Source organism: Fretibacterium fastidiosum (assembly GCF_964642095.1).
GTDB lineage: Bacteria > Synergistota > Synergistia > Synergistales > Aminobacteriaceae > Fretibacterium > Fretibacterium fastidiosum.
The window spans coordinates 1,505,208-1,522,359 of the sequence record NZ_OZ209244.1; the positions used below are offsets into that span (position 1 = coordinate 1,505,208).

At 67.9% G+C, this 17,152-nt stretch carries 15 protein-coding genes and 1 tRNA gene; 2 read left to right on the forward strand and 14 right to left on the reverse strand.

Going from position 1 to position 17,152, the window contains the following annotated elements; all coding sequences use genetic code 11:
* Positions 1-21: 21 nt before the first annotated feature.
* The 4 genes from mutL to dsdA all read right to left on the reverse strand — a co-directional run bounded on the left by mutL (position 22) and on the right by dsdA (position 6,692).
* The gene (gene mutL / locus ACK28C_RS06560; RefSeq protein WP_409151935.1) at positions 22-1,818 is read right to left on the reverse strand and encodes a DNA mismatch repair endonuclease MutL; all 1,797 of its coding nucleotides are present in this window, start codon (positions 1,816-1,818) and stop codon (positions 22-24) included.
* Complete coding sequence (gene mutS / locus ACK28C_RS06565) at positions 1,811-4,402, reverse strand: DNA mismatch repair protein MutS (protein ID WP_409151936.1); 2,592 nt, start codon at positions 4,400-4,402, stop codon at positions 1,811-1,813. Before mutS ends, mutL begins: the two co-directional genes overlap by 8 nt.
* A 2-nt stretch (positions 4,403-4,404) precedes the next feature.
* A complete protein-coding gene (locus ACK28C_RS06570; protein WP_409151937.1) occupies positions 4,405-5,181 on the reverse strand; it encodes a tRNA 2-thiocytidine biosynthesis TtcA family protein in 777 nt (258 codons plus the stop codon).
* A 65-nt stretch (positions 5,182-5,246) separates the two neighbouring features.
* Positions 5,247-6,692 carry a D-serine ammonia-lyase gene (gene dsdA / locus ACK28C_RS06575; protein WP_409152646.1) on the reverse strand — a complete coding sequence of 482 codons (1,446 nt, stop codon included), beginning with the start codon at positions 6,690-6,692 and terminating at the stop codon, positions 5,247-5,249.
* Positions 6,693-6,914: 222 nt separating this feature from the next.
* Between dsdA and eda the strand changes: the two genes are divergently transcribed.
* Positions 6,915-7,877, forward strand: a complete 963-nt coding sequence (gene eda, locus ACK28C_RS06580; protein ID WP_015556474.1) for a bifunctional 4-hydroxy-2-oxoglutarate aldolase/2-dehydro-3-deoxy-phosphogluconate aldolase — start codon at positions 6,915-6,917, stop codon at positions 7,875-7,877.
* 30 nt (positions 7,878-7,907) lie between these two features.
* Here eda and ACK28C_RS06585 read toward each other — a convergent pair whose 3' ends face one another.
* The 10 genes from ACK28C_RS06585 to ACK28C_RS06630 form a co-directional block, all read right to left on the reverse strand.
* Complete coding sequence (locus ACK28C_RS06585; protein ID WP_015556475.1) at positions 7,908-8,903, reverse strand: M23 family metallopeptidase; 996 nt, start codon at positions 8,901-8,903, stop codon at positions 7,908-7,910.
* Entirely contained in the window at positions 8,900-9,763 is an 864-nt protein-coding gene (locus tag ACK28C_RS06590; protein WP_409151938.1) for a purine-nucleoside phosphorylase, read from the reverse strand. Before ACK28C_RS06590 ends, ACK28C_RS06585 begins: the two co-directional genes overlap by 4 nt.
* Positions 9,764-9,805: 42 nt before the next feature.
* A complete protein-coding gene (locus tag ACK28C_RS06595; RefSeq protein WP_409151939.1) occupies positions 9,806-10,699 on the reverse strand; it encodes a tyrosine-type recombinase/integrase in 894 nt (297 codons plus the stop codon).
* A 158-nt stretch (positions 10,700-10,857) separates the two neighbouring features.
* The gene (locus ACK28C_RS06600; protein ID WP_409151940.1) at positions 10,858-11,535 is read right to left on the reverse strand and encodes a TylF/MycF/NovP-related O-methyltransferase; all 678 of its coding nucleotides are present in this window, start codon (positions 11,533-11,535) and stop codon (positions 10,858-10,860) included.
* A gap of 107 nt (positions 11,536-11,642) precedes the next feature.
* Positions 11,643-11,718: transfer RNA gene (locus ACK28C_RS06605), tRNA-Glu, on the reverse strand.
* A 285-nt stretch (positions 11,719-12,003) separates the two neighbouring features.
* Positions 12,004-12,426 carry a flavodoxin gene (locus tag ACK28C_RS06610; protein WP_015556477.1) on the reverse strand — a complete coding sequence of 141 codons (423 nt, stop codon included), beginning with the start codon at positions 12,424-12,426 and terminating at the stop codon, positions 12,004-12,006.
* 30 nt (positions 12,427-12,456) lie between these two features.
* Positions 12,457-13,008 carry a DUF3793 family protein gene (locus ACK28C_RS06615; protein ID WP_208873063.1) on the reverse strand — a complete coding sequence of 184 codons (552 nt, stop codon included), beginning with the start codon at positions 13,006-13,008 and terminating at the stop codon, positions 12,457-12,459.
* Between the two features lie 818 nt (positions 13,009-13,826).
* Positions 13,827-14,549 (reverse strand): hypothetical protein, encoded by a 723-nt coding sequence (locus ACK28C_RS06620; protein ID WP_409151941.1) that lies wholly within the window; start codon positions 14,547-14,549, stop codon positions 13,827-13,829.
* 15 nt (positions 14,550-14,564) lie between these two features.
* On the reverse strand, positions 14,565-15,272 hold the full coding sequence (locus tag ACK28C_RS06625) for an SH3 domain-containing protein (protein WP_409151942.1): 708 nt from the start codon (positions 15,270-15,272) through the stop codon (positions 14,565-14,567).
* A gap of 203 nt (positions 15,273-15,475) precedes the next feature.
* Positions 15,476-15,754, reverse strand: a complete 279-nt coding sequence (locus ACK28C_RS06630; RefSeq protein WP_409151943.1) for a hypothetical protein — start codon at positions 15,752-15,754, stop codon at positions 15,476-15,478.
* 171 nt (positions 15,755-15,925) lie between these two features.
* Between ACK28C_RS06630 and ACK28C_RS06635 the strand changes: the two genes are divergently transcribed.
* On the forward strand, positions 15,926-17,077 hold the full coding sequence (locus tag ACK28C_RS06635; RefSeq protein ID WP_409151944.1) for a DegT/DnrJ/EryC1/StrS family aminotransferase: 1,152 nt from the start codon (positions 15,926-15,928) through the stop codon (positions 17,075-17,077).
* The last annotated feature ends 75 nt before the right edge of the window (positions 17,078-17,152 follow it).

The window sequence follows — 17,152 nt, forward strand, 5'->3', positions numbered from 1 at the left end:
CTCTCGTCGTCTCCGGCCCCCTCACTCCCTGCCGAAGCGCCTCAGGAGCTCCTCCGGCCCTAGGACCAGCATCGTGGGCCTGCCGTGGGGGCAGTGGAAGGGCTGAACGCACCGGTGGAGGTCGCGCCACAGCGCGAGGGCCTCCGCGGGGGCCAGAGCGGTGGTGAGCTTCACGGCCGCCTTGCAGGCCATGGTCGCCCATGTGCGCCACAAAAGCTCCTTCGCGTCGCCGTCCCGGTCCGCCTTCAGCGCAGCCAGGGACGCCCTCAGCAGGGCCTCCGGCTCCGGCGCGCCGTCGGGCAGCGCGGGGACGGCGGCGAGGCGCAGGCCGCCCTCGTGGCTCTCCAGGCTGAAGCCCGCCGCTTCGAGGGCGGCGCGGTACTCCTCCGCCTCCAGGGCCAGCGTCGGCGGCAGCGGCGTCGGGAGCAGGAGCTTCTGGACCGCCGCCTCTCCCATCGCCCGATCGCGGATCCGTTCGTAGCCCACCCGCTCGTGCGCCGCATGGGGGTCCATCAGCACCAGCCCATCCGGCGCGTCGAAGACCAGATAGCCCTGGGAGGTCTGGCCCATGTAGACCGGAGCCTCCACCGCCGGAACGCCCTCCGGCTTCGGGCTCGGCTCGCTTTCCTCCCTCCACGGCGCCGGTGCCGTGGGGGGCTCCGCCTCGGGCCGGTCGGCTCCGCCGAAGTCGGGCGGCTCGACGCGGCTGAAGGGGGGCAGGGGAGGGGAGGAGGCAGGGGGCGGGGCAGGACGGGGGGCCGCAGGGCGGGGCGCAGGGCCCTCCCGGAAGCTCCAGCCGCGCTCCATGACGGCGGCGCGGGACCCCGCGCCCAACGCCGGCGCGCCCGCCGGCGGGAACGTCAGAGGGGCCGGGGCGCCCAGCTTCCCCGCCGCCTCCCGCACGGCCTCGAACACCTCCCCCGCGTAGCGGAAGCGCACCTCCGCTTTGGCCGGGTGGATGTTGACGTCCACCAGCGACGGGTCCAGGGACAGGAACAGGGCCCAGTTCCCCGTCAGCTCCCGCGCGGCTGCAGTCACCGCCCCCTTGACGACGGGGTCGTTCACGGCGCGCCCGTTGACGAAGGCCATGACATCGCTGCGGCCCTGCCGCGACTGCAGCCAGGCGACGAGGGACAGGTGTCCGGCCTCGGCCTCCGCCGTCTGAACGGGGGGCTCCGCGCCCCACAACCGCTCCAGGACGCGCCGGCGGTCCCCCGCCCCGTCCGTGGCGAGGACCTCGCGCCCGTCGTGCTCCAGGGCGAAGCTCACGTCCGGCCGGGCCACGGCGTACTCCCGCATGACGGAGGCCGCGCGGCGCAGCTCCCCCGCCGCGCTCTTCATGAACTTGCGCCGCGCGGGGAGCTCCTTGAACAGCTCGTCCGCCTGGACGCGCGTCCCCGGCGCGCAGGCTGCGGCGACGTGCTCCGTCACGTGCCCTCCCGAAGCTCGGATCAGGCCGCCCGCCCCGCCCTCCGGACGGCTGCGGATCTCGAGGTCCGCCACCGCGACAAGGCTGGCCAGCGCCTCGCCCCGATAGCCCAAGGTGCGGATGCTCTCAAGGTCCTCGATGCCCCGGAGCTTGCTGGTGGCGTGCGGCAGAAGCGCCAGGGGCAGGTCCTCAAAGCCGATGCCGCAGCCGTCGTCCTCCACCACGATGCGCAGCCGCCCTCCGTCCCACAGGCGCACCCGCACCCGGCGCGCGCCCGCGTCCAGCGCGTTCTCCACCAGTTCCTTGACGGCCGAGGCCGGACGCTCCACCACCTCGCCCGCCGCGATGCGGGTCCAGACTCCCTCCGGCAGCTCCCGAATCTCAGGCATGGCTCAACGCCCTCACGCTCTTCTCCTTCAGGCGGCGAAGGGCCTCCAGCGCCTGATCCGGCGTCAGGTCCGTCACGTCCAGCTCCGCCAGCTCCTCCACCACGGCGTCCGTCTCCGGCGAGAACAGGAGAAGCTGGCGCCTCAGCGCCTTCTGGGGCAGGGGAGGGGGGACGTCCGCACGCTCAAAGCCCTCGCGCTCGAAGAGCTCCAGGAGCTCGAAGGCTCGGCGCAGCACGGAGGGGGGCAGGCCCGCAAGCCGCGCAACCTCGATGCCGTAGGAGCGGTCCGCCGGGCCGGGCGTCACCTGGTGGAGGAACAGGATCCCCGTCTTCCCCTCGGCCACGGCCATGCTGAGGTTTTTCACGCCTGGAAGCCGGTCCTCTAGGTGGGTCAGCTCGTGGTAGTGCGTGGCGAAGAGCACGCGCGCCCGGGTCTCCGCCTGCAGGTGCTCCAGCACGGCCCAGGCGATGCTCATCCCGTCCCAGGTGGCCGTCCCCCGCCCCACCTCGTCCAGGATCACGAGGCTTCGATCCGTGACGTTGTTCAGGATGTTGGCCGTCTCCAGCATCTCCACCATGAAGGTGCTGCTGCCCCGCACTAGGTCGTCCCGCGCGCCGATGCGCGTGAACACCCGGTCCACGAGGCCTATGACGGCGCTCTCCGCCGGGAGCCAGAGGCCCGCCTGGGCCATGATGGAGAGGAGCGCCGTCATGCGCAGCCAGGTGGACTTGCCCGCCATGTTGGGACCGGTCAGGATGACGACGCGGGCGTCGTCTTTCCCCAGCGTCACGTCGTTGGGGACGAAGGCCGCGTCCGCCATGGCCGCCTCCAGCACCGGGTGACGGCCCCCCCGGACGGAGAACTCTGCGGACTCGTTCACCGTGGGGCGGACGAAGTTTCGCTCCCGCGCCACGACGGCCTCGGAAGCCAGACAATCCAGCACGCCCAGGAGGCGCCCCGTCACCTGCAGGTCGGCGCCGGCCTGCACCACGCACTCCGTCACCTGCCGGTAGAGCTCCCCCTCGACGCGCGCGATCTCCCCCTCGCTGCGCAGCATCCGGTCCTGAAACTCCCTTAGCTCCGCCGTGACGAAGCGCTCCGCGTTGACCAGGGTCTGCCGGCGCTCGAAGTGGGGCGGCACCGTGGTCAGGCCCGTGCGCCCGACCTCTAGGTAATAGCCGAAGGCCCGGTTGTAGCCGACCTTCAGCCGCGGCGTGGCGCAGGCCGCGCGCTCGCGCTCCAGGTAGTCCTCCAGCCAGGCCTCCCCCTTCCCCGCAGCGTCGCGCCAGGAGGCCAGCTCGGGGCTGAAGGAGGACCGGATCACGGGCCCCTGTCCCAGCGCCCGCGGCAGGTCGTCCTCGAGGGCTTCCTCAAGGTATTGGCGAAGAGCCGAGGCGTCGGGGAAGGAGCGGAACAGGCCCGCCAGGGGCTCCGGGAACTCCACGGCGAGGAGGTCCGGCAGGAGGCGCAGGGTGTCGCGGACCGCGGCCAGGTCCCGCGGCGTCCCCTCGCCCAGGGCGAGGCGCGACAGGGCACGCTCCACGTCCCGCATCCCGGCCAGGAGGTCCTGGAGGCGGGAGGACGCGGGCGCGTCGTCTGCGATGAGGCCGATGCAGGCCTGGCGGCGCTCGATGGCGGCGACGTCCATCAGCGGGCGCAGCAGCCAGCCCCGCAGCGTGCGGCGTCCCATGGGGGTGCGGCAGCGGTCCAGGCAGGAGAACAGCGAGGCACCTCCCGCCGCCGTCTCCGGGATCAGCTCCAGGTTGCGCTGGGCGGCCTCGTCGATGACCATGCGCCCCTTCACGAAGAGCGGCGTCACGCGCAGCACGTGGCGCACCGCGCTGAACTGCGTCGCGGAGAGGTAGTCCAGCACGGCCCAGGCCGGCCCCACGCAGGGGTCCTCCTCCTCGACGCCGAAGGACGCGAGGCGCGAGCCGCCCAGGGCGGAGGAGAGCCTGCGGGCCGCGTTCGCCGTCTTGAAGGCCTCCGGGGCGGCGGGGCGCAGGGGCCGCCCCTCCAGAAAGTCCGGCAGGGCGCCTTCCAGGTTGGAGGGGAAGAGCACCTCCCCCGGCGCGAAGGCCGAGAGCAGCGCCGCGGCCTCCTCCTCCGGCAGCGTGCCGGCCTCGAGGCTGCCCGTCTCCACGGCCAGGAGCGCCAGCGCCGCGCGTCCGTTCCGCAGGGGCAGGAGGGCGGCCAGGTGCCCCGCCTCCGTCCCCTCCTCGGGCACGTAGGTGCCGGGTGTCACGACGCGCACCACGCGCCGCTCCACCACGCCCTTCGACGGGACCGCGCCGACCTGCTCGCAGATGGCGGCGCGGTAGCCGGCCTTGATCAGCCGGCCGAGGTAGAGGGAGAGCGCGTGGTGCGGCACGCCGGCCATGGGGATCTTCTTCTCGCTGTCCCGCGCGGTCAGCGCGATGTCCAGCACGGACGCGGCGACGCGGGCGTCATCGAAGAAGAGCTCGTAGAAATCCCCCATCCGAAACAGCAGGAGCGCGTCCGGGTACCGCTCCTTGAAGGCCTTGTACTGATCCAGCCAGGGTGTCATCCTGACGTCTCCGGGGACCGCTTCCTCCCTCGCCACGGTCAGGCCCCCTCCTTCCATGCGTCCTGACCGCTCAGGCGCTCCAGCGCGTTGAGCAGCTTGCCGTTCAGGTCGGGCACGTCGGCCCGAAGGTCGGACAGGAGGGCGCGCACGCGCTGCCGCTCCGTGTGCCCGGCCCAGGGGCAGGCCGCGTGAGCCAGCACCGGCAGGGCCAGGCGCCGCGCCTCGTCGACGATCGCGGGCTCCGTGGAGAGCACCAGGGGGCGGATCACCGTGACGCCGGCCCTCGACATGTGGACGACGGGCAGGAAGCTCCGCGCCCTCCCGGCCTGGAGCAGGTTCATGAAGAACGTCTCCGCGGCGTCGTCCAGGGTGTGTCCCAGCGCCAGCCTGTTGAAGCCGTGCTGAGCGGCCCAGGAGCTCAGGACCCCGCGGCGCATGTTGGCGCAGAAGCTGCAGGGGGAGCGCTCCTGGCGCTCCTGAATGATCTCGACGATGGGTTGGGGCGCCACGGCGTAGGGCACGCCGCGGGCCGCGCAGTAGGCCGCGAGCCCCCTCGTGTCCATGCCCGTCAGGCCCACGGTGCAGGCGGCCAGCTCGAAGGGAACCGGACTGCACCCCCGGAGGTCCGACAGGGCGTGGAGCAGGACGAGGCTGTCCTTGCCCCCCGACAGGCCCACCAACACCCGGTCCCCCGGCTCGATCATGCGCCAGCGCGCCAGCGCGCGTCCGACACGCCTCCGCAGGGCGTGGCACAGCGGCGTGCCCCAGGCCTCCTGCGCGGCCTCCCCGGCCAAAGCTTCACGGTCCAGCTCCAAACGGCAGCAGCTCCTTCTTTTTTAAAGCGAAACTCCCCCAGCGAAACTATGATAACACAGGTGGATTAGAGCCTCGTGGAGCGATACGCGGCGCGCTCCTCCTCCGGCACCATGCTGCCGCCGGTGCTCCAGACGACGTGGACGGAGCGCTTCAGTTGCTCCTCCGTGAAGCGGCGGCAGTACGCCCGCCCCGCTTCGGTCCCGAAGACGGCCTCCAGCGCGGCGTAAGCGGCGCAGGCGCTCGGCTCCATGAACAGGCCCTCGGTCCCCTCCAGCAGGCGCAGGTAATCGTAGAGCCGGCCGTCGCTGACGGTGGCGATGCCGTCCAGCATGTCCCTCATCACCCGCCCCACGAAGCCGGAGGGTCGTCCCACGGCCAGCCCGTCGGCCTGGGTGCGTCCCGTCAGGCCGACGTCCTGAACGGAGATGCCGTTCCCCTTGCCTGTGGCCATGCCCAGCAGCATACAGGGAGCCTGAACGGGCTCGGCGAAGAAGGCGTGCACGCCGTCGCCGAAGAGCTGTTTGAAGCCGAAGGTCACGCCCCCCGGCGCGCCGCCGACGCCGCAGGGAACGTAGAGGAACAGGGGACGGTCCGCCCCCGGCGCGATGCCCAGCTCCTCCAGCTGGACCCTGGTGCGCCCCCCCGCCACGGCGTAGCCGAGGAAGAGCATCCGCGAGCTCTCGTCGTCCACAAAGAAGCTCTTCGGGTCCTCGTCGGAGAGCCGTCGTCCCTCCCGCACCGCAGCGCTGTAATCGCCGTCGTACTCCTTGACCGTGACCCCGTGGCGGCGCAGCAGGTCCTTCTTCCAGCGGCGTGCGTCCGACGACATGTGGACGATGGCCTGGTAGCCAATGGCCGCGGACATGATGCCGATGCTCAGGCCAAGGTTCCCCGTGGAGCCCACCTGCATCTTGTACTGGGCGAAAAAGTCCCGGTGGTCCGCCAGGACGGAGTAGTCGTCGGTCGGGCGCAGGATGCCGGCCTTCAGGGCGAGTTCCTCGGTGCGGCAGAGCACCTCGTAGATGCCGCCGCGCGCCTTGACGGACCCCGCGATGGGCAGGTCGCCGTCCCGCTTCAGGAACAGGCGGCCCGGTACGGGTGCGGAGAGCGCCGCCTGCATCCGGGGCGTCTCCGTGAGGGGAGACTCGATGATGCCGTCCCCCGTCTCCGGGAAGCGGCGTTTCAGGAACGGGGCGAAGCGGAGAAGCCGCGCCGCCGCGTCCTCCACCATGGCCCCGTCCAGCGGGAAGCCGGGATCGGCCTCCGCGAAGGGCTTGACGTCCGGGTTCAGCCACAGAAAATCCCGCGCCTCAACGAGTTCGGATGGAACGTTACGCATTCTGACGACCTCCTCATGGGATTCTGACGACCCCGTCATCGCGGCCGGGCTGCGCGCGCCGGGAGAACGCCCCCTCGCCGGCCCTTCCGCCTCCCCGGTCGGCGGCAGGCAAAATCCGCTTCGGTCGGGGCCTCCGTTTCGACGGGTCGACGGGCCTTTTGGGAAGATCATAGCACATGGACGCCGCGCGGAGGAATCGAGGAGGGCCGCACGGCGCAAGACGGCGGAGCGGCGGGTTATGGCCTTTCCCGCCGCGCTATAGTACAATGCCTCCTGAAGGGTGTCGGCGCAACCCGTTTTCGGCGTTCCATCGCAGCCGACGGACGGGGCCGCTCCTTCGAGGCCGGGCGGTTGGGTGTCTCAATTTCGTTATGGAGAGAAGGGGGATCACAAATGAACGAAGTGCTGCAACGGATCGCGGACGTCGGCGTCATACCCGTCGTCACCGTGGACAACCCGAACCACGCGCTGCCCCTCGGCACGGCCCTGCTGGAGGGGGACCTGCCTGTGGCGGAGGTCACCTTCCGCACCAACGCGGCGGAGGAATCCATCCGCGTCCTGGCCTCGGAGCTGCCGGACCTCCTCGTGGGGGCGGGCACCGTGCTGACCGTGGAACAGGCCCGAAAGGCCGTCTCCGCCGGCGCGAAGTTCATCACCAGCGCGGGCTTCAACCCGGATTTGGTGGGGTACTGCATGGACAACGGAATCCTCGTCGTCCCCGGAGCCAACACGCCGACGCAGGTGGAGCAGGGGCTTCGGGCGGGACTCTCCCTGATGCGCTTCTTCCCCGCGGAACAGTCCGGCGGGCCGGCCATGCTGCGCGCCCTCTCGGCCCCCTACCACGCCATGCATTACATTCCCTCCGGGGGCGTGAACGCCGCGAACCTTCAGGGCTACCTGGCCCTGCCCTGCGTCCTGGCCGCGGCGGGCAGCTGGATGGCGCCGCCCGACCTCATCGCCGCGGAGAGGTTCGACGACGTCGCGCGGCTCTCGCGCCAGGCCGTCATCCAGGCCGTGGGCTTCGAGCTGGACCACGTGGGCATCAACGAGCCGGATGCGGGCACAGCCCAGGACGAGTCCGAGCTCATGTGCGACCTCTTCGGCTTCCCGCTTCGGCAGGGCAACAAGAGCTTCTTCGTGGGCGACGGCTTCGAGTTCATGAAGACGCCCTTCCTCGGAATGCACGGACACATCGCGCTCTCCGTCCTCAGCATGACGCGCGCCCTGGCCTTCCTCGCCCGCAAGGGCATGGGGACGCGCAGCGAGACGGAGCGGCACGATGAGCGGGGGCGGCTGACCTTCGTCTACCTGGACCGCGAGATCGGGGGCTTCGCCATCCACCTGATGCAGCGATGAGGCCGCCGGGCGGATGGCCTCACCGCCCGCTCAATCCGCCACCTTCGCCCGCCCCGCGCGCTTCAGGAGCTGCGTGACGCTCGTCTCGAACAGCGGCATCGGATCGACGTACTGTCCCGCGAGGCACAGGCCATAGTGCAGGTGCGGGCCCGTGACGCGGCCCGAACGCCCGCTGCGCCCGACGACCTGCCCGCGCGCGACGCGCTGCCCCACCTTCACAAGGCTCTCGTTCAGGTGAAAGAAGACGCTCACCACCCCGTTCCCCGAATCCACGTAGACGCTGCCTCCCGCGTAGTAGTGGTCGCCCACCAGGACGACCGTCCCGGCAAAGGGCGCGCGCACCGCCGTGCCCACCGCGGAGCGCAGGTCCGTCCCCGCGTGGTAGCCGCGCGGCGTGCCGTTGTAGACGCGCTGAAAGCCGTAGCTGCTGGTGACCTTCATCATGTCGAGGGGCTTTTGGGCCGGCGTCGTCCATTTGCGCTGCACCGTCATGGTCCCCTTGGCCCGCGCGGCCAGCGCGGCCTCGCGCTTGATGCGGGCCAGCTCCCCCTTCGGCGGGCTCACCATCTTCGGGCTGACCCTCAGCCGCTCCTGGGGGTACTTCCGGGCCCGCAGCGCCACCTTGCCCTTCACGTGAAAGCGCTGCTCCCCCTGGGTGAACTCGAACAGGATGGGGTACTCTCCCGGCTTGACGTCGCGCACGTAGGAGCCCAGCAGCGCGTAGGAGATGCGCCCGTCGCCTCCCGGCTCCACGTCCAGCGATACCGTCCGCTTGAGCCACGTGACCGTCGGGGCGTCGTAGTCGGCGTCCGACGTGATCGACACGGCGAAGGCCTGCCCCACGTCCCAGCTGGTGGGGAAGGAGACGAAAGCGGCCCCCCAGGCGGGGCCTCCCCAAAGCGAGGCCGCAAGGCAGAAAAGCGCGGCGCACCTCGCCAGGGCCCGCCACCCCGCCCCGCAGGCCGCCTCCCTCGAGGAGCCGTCCGACGCGGCCCCGCTGTTTTTTTCCGACCCCAACGCGCTCATTCTGCCTTGTTGTCCTCCCGATTGAGCTCCCGCATCAGCCCGCGGATGATCGCCGTCAGAGGATACGCGGACTCGGCCATGACGGACAGGACCTCGCTCTCCGTCAGCGGCTTCTCCGACAGGCCCGCGGCCTTGTTCGCGACGCAGGAGAGCACCGCGGTCTCGAGCCCCATGGAGTTGGCCACGATGACCTCCGGCACCGTGGACATGCCCACAAGGTCTGCCCCCATCATGCGGGCCATGCGGATCTCCGCCGGCGTCTCGTAGGACGGTCCCTTGAAGGCGGCGTAGACGCCGCGTTGCAGCTGCACGCCCGCCTCGTCCGCCGCCCGGTCCAGCAGCTTCAGGAGGCGCGGGCTGTAGGCGTGGGTCAGGTCCGGAAACTGGGTGTCCCAGCGCAGGTCGAGGGGCCCGGCCAGGGGGTTGTCCCCCATCAGGTTGATGTGGTCCTCCACCGCCGCAATGGTGCCCGGCTCCATCTGCGCACTGATCCCTCCGGAGGCGTTCGTCGCCACGTACTGGCGCACGCCCATCATCCTCGCCACGCGCGCCGGAAACGCCGCCCTGCGTATGGAATGGCCCTCATAGCAGTGTATGCGCCCCTGCATCACCACCACGGGCCGACCCTCCAGCTTCCCCAGCACCACGCACCCCGCGTGTCCCGGCGCGGTGGGCACCGGCCAGTGCGGGATGTCCTCCACGTCTACCGTGCATGGGTCCTCCACCGCCTCCGCAACGGCTCCCAGCCCCGACCCCAGCACCACGGCGGTCAGCGGCTCACAATATACCCTCTGCCTTTGAAGGATGTAGAGGGCGGCGTCAAACGCGCACTCATAGGAGCTCTTGTCATCTCGACCCATTCCATTACCTCCTCGTTGTCCAGAAAAGAAGCCCGCAATCCGTCAGGCGCGGGGGTGAAAGCGATCGTATTCGTCCCGCATCTCGCGGTCGAAGTGGGCGTAGACCTGCGTCGTCATGATGGAAGAGTGTCCCAGCATCTCCTGCAGCGTACGCATGTCCATGCCGCGGGCCAGAAGGTGTGTGGCGAAGCTGTGTCGCAGGATGTGGGGGTATAGGCGGGCGCGTGCGATCCCCGCCATCTCGCCGCGCCGCCGGAGGATGCGCCAGAGGTCCACGCGGCTCAGCCGGCGTCCCCGGCAGGACAGGAACACGAAGGGCAGCCCCCGCCCGTTCAGCTGCGGCCGGGCCGTCTCCAGGTACGTCCGCACGCTGCGGGCGGCGCCCCCAAGGAAGGGGACGACGCGCTCCTTGTCCCCCTTGCCCACCGTCCGCAGCAGGCGGGACTCGAAGTCCAGGTCCAACACCCTCAGACCGCAGATCTCGCTGGCCCGCAGGCCGCAGCCGTACCCCACCTCGACGAGGGCGGCGTCGCGCACGTCCAGGGGCTTTGTCCCCCGGCAGGCCTCGAACAGCCGCTCGACCTCCGCCTCGTTCAGGACGCGGGGCTCCAGTTGAGTTTTTTTAGGCAGCTCCGGGAGGGGAAACTCCCCGTCCTCCCCGCGCTCCATCTCCACGTAACGCCCCCAGGACCTCAACGCCGCGATGGCCCGCTGCTGGGTGGAGCGCGCCTTTCCCTCCGCCTCCAGGCTGCGGCGGAACGCGGAGACGGCGGGTTCCGCCATGGGGTAGGGGGGCAGGGCCGCCTCCTGGCAGAAGCGCAGCCAGTGGCGCAGGTCGGAGGCGTAGCTCTCCGCCGTCAGGCGGCTGCGCCCGCGCTCCGCCTCGAGGTAGGTAAGGAAAGCGTCCACCAGTGCGTCGGCCTCGCGAAAGTCCATGACGTCCCTCCAGCGCGCCCGTTTGGCGCGCGTTTCAATTATACAACGCGGGCCAGGGGACGCCGCACGCTTCGGGGCCTGAACGCAGGACGGACGGGGGATCGATTATTTGGAAGAGCACATCGCTTTTGGTAGGGAAGGCCTCCGCGAAAGCTTTTTCACCTTGCGATGACGGCCGATCCGCAGAAGTCCGGAAGGCAGACGTAGCCGGCATGGGTTTCGGTGCAGAACTCCCTGACCGCCTGACGGACGCCAGGGTACTCCCTGTTGTTGAAATCGTGGATCATGAGGTACCCGCCGGGCGACAGTCGGGGGTAAAAGAACCGAAGCCCCGCCAGGGTCGGTTGATACAGGTCAACGTCGAGGCTGGCGAAGCAGAAGCTCTCATCGATGCCGTCCGCCGTTTCAGGGAACCATCCTTTTTTGACGATGCAGTTTTCTCCGTGTTCCATTTTCTCCAGGACCAACTGAACGGACGTCTGGGAGAAGTCCTGCGATCCCGCTGAAAAATTTTTCTTCTGGTCGACGGCCGTATCGCGTCCGTCAAAGCCCTCAAAGGTGTCGAAGAGGTAGAGCTTTTTGTCGGGGAAAAAGTGGTTGATCCTCCTGGCAAAATCTCCGCGGTAGACGCCCAGCTCGGCTGTGGCCCCTCTGGTCGAGTAACGATAGACCTCCCGCGATATCAGCTCCAGGGCTGCCGCGCGCGGTTCGTAGTCATGAAGCGGTTCGTAGAAGCTGTCGCTCTTGAGCGTGGTGTAAACGGCGTTCCCAAATTTGTCCGCGATCAACTTGTGGAAGAAAAGCGAGGCATCGAACAGCTTACGCTTCCAGGTCATCCGGTGGTCAACTCCTTCGTCGGCACCTTTCGCAATTTTAATGCGACGGCATAAAAATAAACCCGTTCCCTCTGTGCTCTCACACCGGAAGGAACGGGAATGATCGTTGGCGGCCCCAACGAGGTTCGAACTCGTGTTTTAGCCTTGAGAGGGCTACGACCTGGACCACTAGTCGATGGGGCCTTAAACGCTCCGCAGCTTAAAAACGTGTCGCCGCAACAGCGGAGAAAATAATACCACAGGGGGTGCGATAGCGCAAGGGGGAATTTTCATCCGCGGTTGGGAACGAGGCGCTTTTTTCGTTCGGGCTTGCGGGGCGGCGGAAACACGGCGACAAAAAAATGCAGAGACAAGTCCGCCTTGGGGGGGTAAACGAAACTTGTCTCTGCATATCTGATAAGGGCCTTCAGGGGGAGCGGCCTTCGCCGCAGTTGAGATGAAACTTAATCCACACCCAGGCCTCCGGTATCAGCAAATTGAAGCGCCCAGCTCCTTGCAGGCCTCCAGCCCCTCAGCGTTCGGGGCCTCGTTGCAGGTCACGCTCGGCGCGGCGAGGGCAATGCCCGCCGCCTTGCAATCGCTCTCCCAGCTCTCCATCCACTCGCCGCTGCCCCAACCATAGGAGCCGAACAGGGCGACCTTCTTGCCGGCGCACTTGTCCTTCACGCCGTCGAACATCGGCTGGAACTCGGACTCCTCCAACACCTCGGAGCCCATGGCGGGACACCCAAACGCAATGCCGCTGTAGCCGGCCGCCTTGTCCGCGGAGAACTCGCCGCACGTCAGGACGTCAACCTCCGCGCCCTTCGCCTTTGCGCCCTCCGCGACGGCCTTGGCCATTGCCTCCGTGTTGCCCGTCCCGCTCCAGTAAACCACAGCGACCTTGCTCATGTCAGACCATCCTTCCTCTTGACCAAAATCTTAACCGGCGACGATCATTTGCTCCACCGACCGACCCCTCGAGTAGCACCGGCCGTAGATCTCCGTACACCTTCGATACCTCGCGAAGGCCTTCTGGGCCGCAGCCGCGTCGCCGTATACCTTCCACGTTCCGACGCACTTGCACCCCACGTCGCGATGATCCATAAAACCCCGAACGTCGTCGGGAGGATATCCTAAAAACAACCCTATCTCGTGAGGAAACGCCCCTTCACGCCGCAGCCGGCAGATCAACTCCGCCACGCACGCTCCCGGCGTGATGCGTCGGTATCCCCGTTCCCGAAGGATCTTCACCGCTTCCTCGTCCAGGAGGTCGCGATCCAGACGCGACTTCCTGTAGAGGTAGAGCAACACCCTTCCGTTTTTCTTGCTCATCGGCACGAGGACCAGCCCCTTGGGGGACAACATCCGATTGAGCCTTCTCACGTCCTGCCGAATCTCCTCCTCCGACGTGTGTTTGGAGGTGAACAAACTGCCCGTCTTCAAGCCGGCCAGAGTGGGAGCTGCATAGTCGATCAGTTCCTCCTCCGACACCTCCGCCACCCTCCTCGCACCGGGACGTCATCAACTCAAGTTCTTTTTCGTAAATACTAATTAGTTATTTCAAACTTCGAGAAGAAGTATATATTAGCCCTTTCGGTTTGTCAATACGTTTTTGAAAGAAAATTTTTTCGCCGTCAGCGCTTCAGGGAAACACTGATTCATACCAAATCGCGTCTAATGTGGATTGCCTCCCCTGAAAGGGGAGGTGCCGCCAAGGGCGGCGGAGGGGTTCAGCCAGACGACCAGCCTCACGCAAGCCGATCTTTGGGGAGGATTGCGGCGGCCGGTCGGTCGGCTGAGGGCGAAGGAAGTCCGGGGGACTTCCGCAGCTCAGCCAGACGACCAGCCTCACGCAAGCCGATCTTTGGGGAGGATTGCGGCGGCCGGTCGGTCGGCTGAGGGCGAAGGAAGTCCGGGGGACTTCCGCAGCTCAGCCAGACGACCAGCCTCACGCAAGCCGATCTTTGGGGAGGATTGCGGCGGCCGGTCGGTCGGCTGAGGGCGAAGGAAGTCCGGGGGACTTCCGCAGCTCAGCCAGACGACCAGCCTCACGCAAGCCGATCTTTGGGGAGGATTGCGGCGCTGCGTTGGTCGGCTGTGCCGAAGCAAGGCAATGGATTGTCTTGTGGAGGCGTTGACGGGGAATGTCAGACAGGCACGTCTTATGAAAAACACCCCTCCCCTTCGGGGAGCCTTCCGGCAGCCGTTCGCTGACGCTCACGGGTCGTCAGTCCCAGCCCCTTCGGGGCAGCCCCCCTTGCAGGGGGGGCCTTTCTTGCCCTTCTTTTTGAAGATTAATCAGCGCTTCCCTAGATGTCGTAGTAGAACTGGTAATTCACGCTGGTGAGGCGGCCGCCCTCAACGCTGAGGGTCAGGACCTCCATATCCCCGTGCCGCCACGTCAGCTCCGAATCGCTTCGGCTTTCGGGCTTCTCCAGCGCTTCAACGGCCTCGTCGGCGGTCGCGCCCAAGCGAAGGGCCTTGAAGCGCTTGCTGGTGGCCGTAGCGTTGAGTTCCACGAGCGAGCCGTTCAGGTACCCCGCGCTGTGCTCTTTCCACTCCAGGAAGTCCTTCACGATGGGGCCATCTTCGCCGGAAAGCGTTTCCCCATCCTCCTTCTCCGGGGCGCCGAAGAGGGAGCGGGCCTTCGCCGGCGTGATGCCGAAGGCCTGGTTCATGTTCGTCATGAAGCGCGTCCATGGAGAGTCCTGCTGGTCCTCCGGCGCGCAGGGCGTCAGGTATCGGCCCGATATCCATGCCGTCCCAGCCTTCGTGGGGTGCTCCACCTCATACCATGCATCGCCAGCCAGAGACGTCTCCGACAGCACGACGAGGTGGTCGAACTCCTGGGCCTTCCCGATGACCTTTGTGTCCTGGACGCCGGGGTTGTCCCTGAGGCGGACGTCGTTGCCCGTCACGCTCCCCAGGGTGGGGAAGGTCACGAACCGCTCCATGGGGTCCGCCTGGGCCGTCCCCGCCAGGACCAGAGCCGCCAACAGGGCCGCCGCAAAATGCCCTCTTGTTCCGTGCATCACGGTTATCGCCTCCTAAGCGTCGAGGTAGTGGACGAAGCTCATCGACGCGACGCGCCCGCCCTTTACCTTGAAATACAGGAAGGTCGCCGGGTCGAGCTCCCAGAATTGCCCGTCCTCGTCCTCTCCGTTGGGGTCCCCCAGCAGTTCATGGAGCTTCGTTTCGGGGTCCCCGATGCGGACCTCCCCGAAGGGCATGGTCCCCCCTGTGACGTCAACGCGATGGAGGGTGCCGTCCACGTACTCGGCCCTGTGGGTCGGGTACGTCAGGATGACCCGGACCCGGTTCATGGCGCCCGGTTCGAACCAGAACTTCTCCTCTTTTTTCCCCTTTGGGGCGCCGAAGATGACGCGGGCCCGCGCCGGGGTGAGGCCGAAGCTCTGGGCGACCCGGACATGCATGGCGAAGGCCGGCGTCCCCAGGGCGTCGCCCTTGTATGTATCGACGTACTTGCCGAACACCCAGGCCGTGCCCTTCTTTTCGGGGTGCTCGATCTCGTACCACACCGCGCCGTCCACGGCCGTTTCCCCGACGATGACGAAGCGATCCAGGTCGTTCAATCGCCCCGTGATGTTCGAGTCCGTACTCGTGTCCGGGGCCTGCCGCAGCCGGACGTTTTCGCCCGTACAGATTCCGAACGTCGGGTACTCTTCCCCGCCCTCCGCTCCCGCCGCCAGGAGCAGAGCCGTTGCCAGGGCGCACAAAAACCGTTTCGTGTTCATCGCATGATCCCTCCAGACCGTGATCTTTCGCAGGGGGTGTCCGTGCCTCCTGCACGCCCATTATGCAACGTGAACTTCCTCTGCGGCAACACCCGAAAGAGGTGGTCTTTCCCGCCCCCTTTCAGCCCGCGGGCCGTCAGTCCTCCCCTTCGGGGAGCCTTCCGACTTCCGTTTGCTGGCGCTCACGGGCCGTCAGTCTCCCTTCAGGGGGCCTCCCGATCGTCCGGGGCCTGCGCCTCTCCGGGGGCCTCCACGTGCGTTCGGTCGTCGCCCCGTGGCTCCGTCCCATCGACGAAGAATTCGTCCTTGTGTGCGTTCCACAGCCACAGGGCGGCCCCGGCGAAGGCGAAGCCCAGGGCCAGCCCCCAGCCGACGTAGGCGCCCCGGTACTCGCCGCCGAAGACCCCTCCGCCGTACCCCGCCAGGGCGTAGCCGAAGGCGATGACGCTGAACATGGAGAGCGTTGTGATAAAGAGCCTCATGACATCCGTGACCTCCTCCATAGATGGCGAACCTTTCGGGATAATGTACCATAGGCGGGGGTCCCTGTGTACTGCCCCGCCGGCCGATGACGTTCTAAATGATATGATAGCTCGTCGGGATGGGAGAGGGGCGCCGGCTTGGCCGGCATTTTCTTCGAGGAGATGGTGCGAGTGGAAGTTCGGCTTCCGATTTTGGATTTGACGCGGGCGTTTAAGGACGTCCGCGAGGAGGTACAGGCGGCGGTGGACCGCGTGTTCGACGCGCAGTCCTTCATCCTGGGGCGGGAGGTGCGCGCCTTTGAGGAGCACGTGGAGAGCTACCTGGAGCTGCCGGAGGGCGCGGCGGTGGGCTGCGCCTCGGGGTCGGACGCCCTGCTGCTGGCCCTCATGGCCCTGGGCGTGGGGCCGGGGGATGAGGTTGTGACGACGCCCTACACGTTCTTCGCCACGGCCAGCGCTGTGACGCGCCTTGGTGCGACCCCCGTCTTCGCCGACATCGACCCCGACACCTACAACGTGGACCTGCAGGACGTGCTTCGACGCCTCACGCCGCGGACGAAGGCCTTTCTGCCCGTGCACCTCTTCGGGCAGACGGTGCCGATCGAGGAGATCGCGCCCCTCCTGGAGGAGCGGGGGGTTCTGATCGTCGAGGACGCGGCCCAGGCCTTCGGCGCGTGGCGCCGCGTCGGGGACCAGATCCTGCGGGCGGGTGCGTGGGGGGATCTCGGCTGCTTCTCCTTCTTTCCGACGAAGAACCTGGGCGGCTGCGGGGACGGCGGCATGGTGACGGCGCGGGACCCAAAGACGGTCGCCCGCCTACGGCAGCTGCGCGTACACGGCGAGGGCGCCGCGTACTTTCATCGGGAGGTGGGGCTGAACAGCAGGCTGGACGCGCTGCAGGCGGCCATCCTGGACGTGAAGCTCCCGCACCTGGAGGAGTGGAACGAGGCCCGGCGTCAGGCCGCCGACCGCTGGCGTCTGGCCTTTGAGGTGAGGGGGCTTTCGGACCGCGTGCGGGCGCCGAAGGTGTTGCCGGGGAACGGCCACATCTACCATCAATACGTGGTGCGCGTGCCGCGGCGCGACGCGATGATGGCCTGGCTCGAGGAGCGCGGCTTCGTCACGCGGGTCTACTACCCTCTGCCGCTGCACCTTCAGCCCTGCTTCGCCTTTTTGGGCGGGCGCGAGGGCGACTACCCCGAGGCGGAGCGGCTGTCGCGGGAGGCGCTGGCGCTCCCCATCTTCCCCGGCATCAGGGCGGAAGAGCAGGAGGCGCTGGCCGACGCCGTCGGCGAGTTTTTGAGGGTAGAGGGCGCGCAATAGCGGATTTTCCGCGTGCGCCCTTATGCTATACTGACCGTGACGCGGCCCCGTCGCGCGGGGATCGCCGACTGAAAC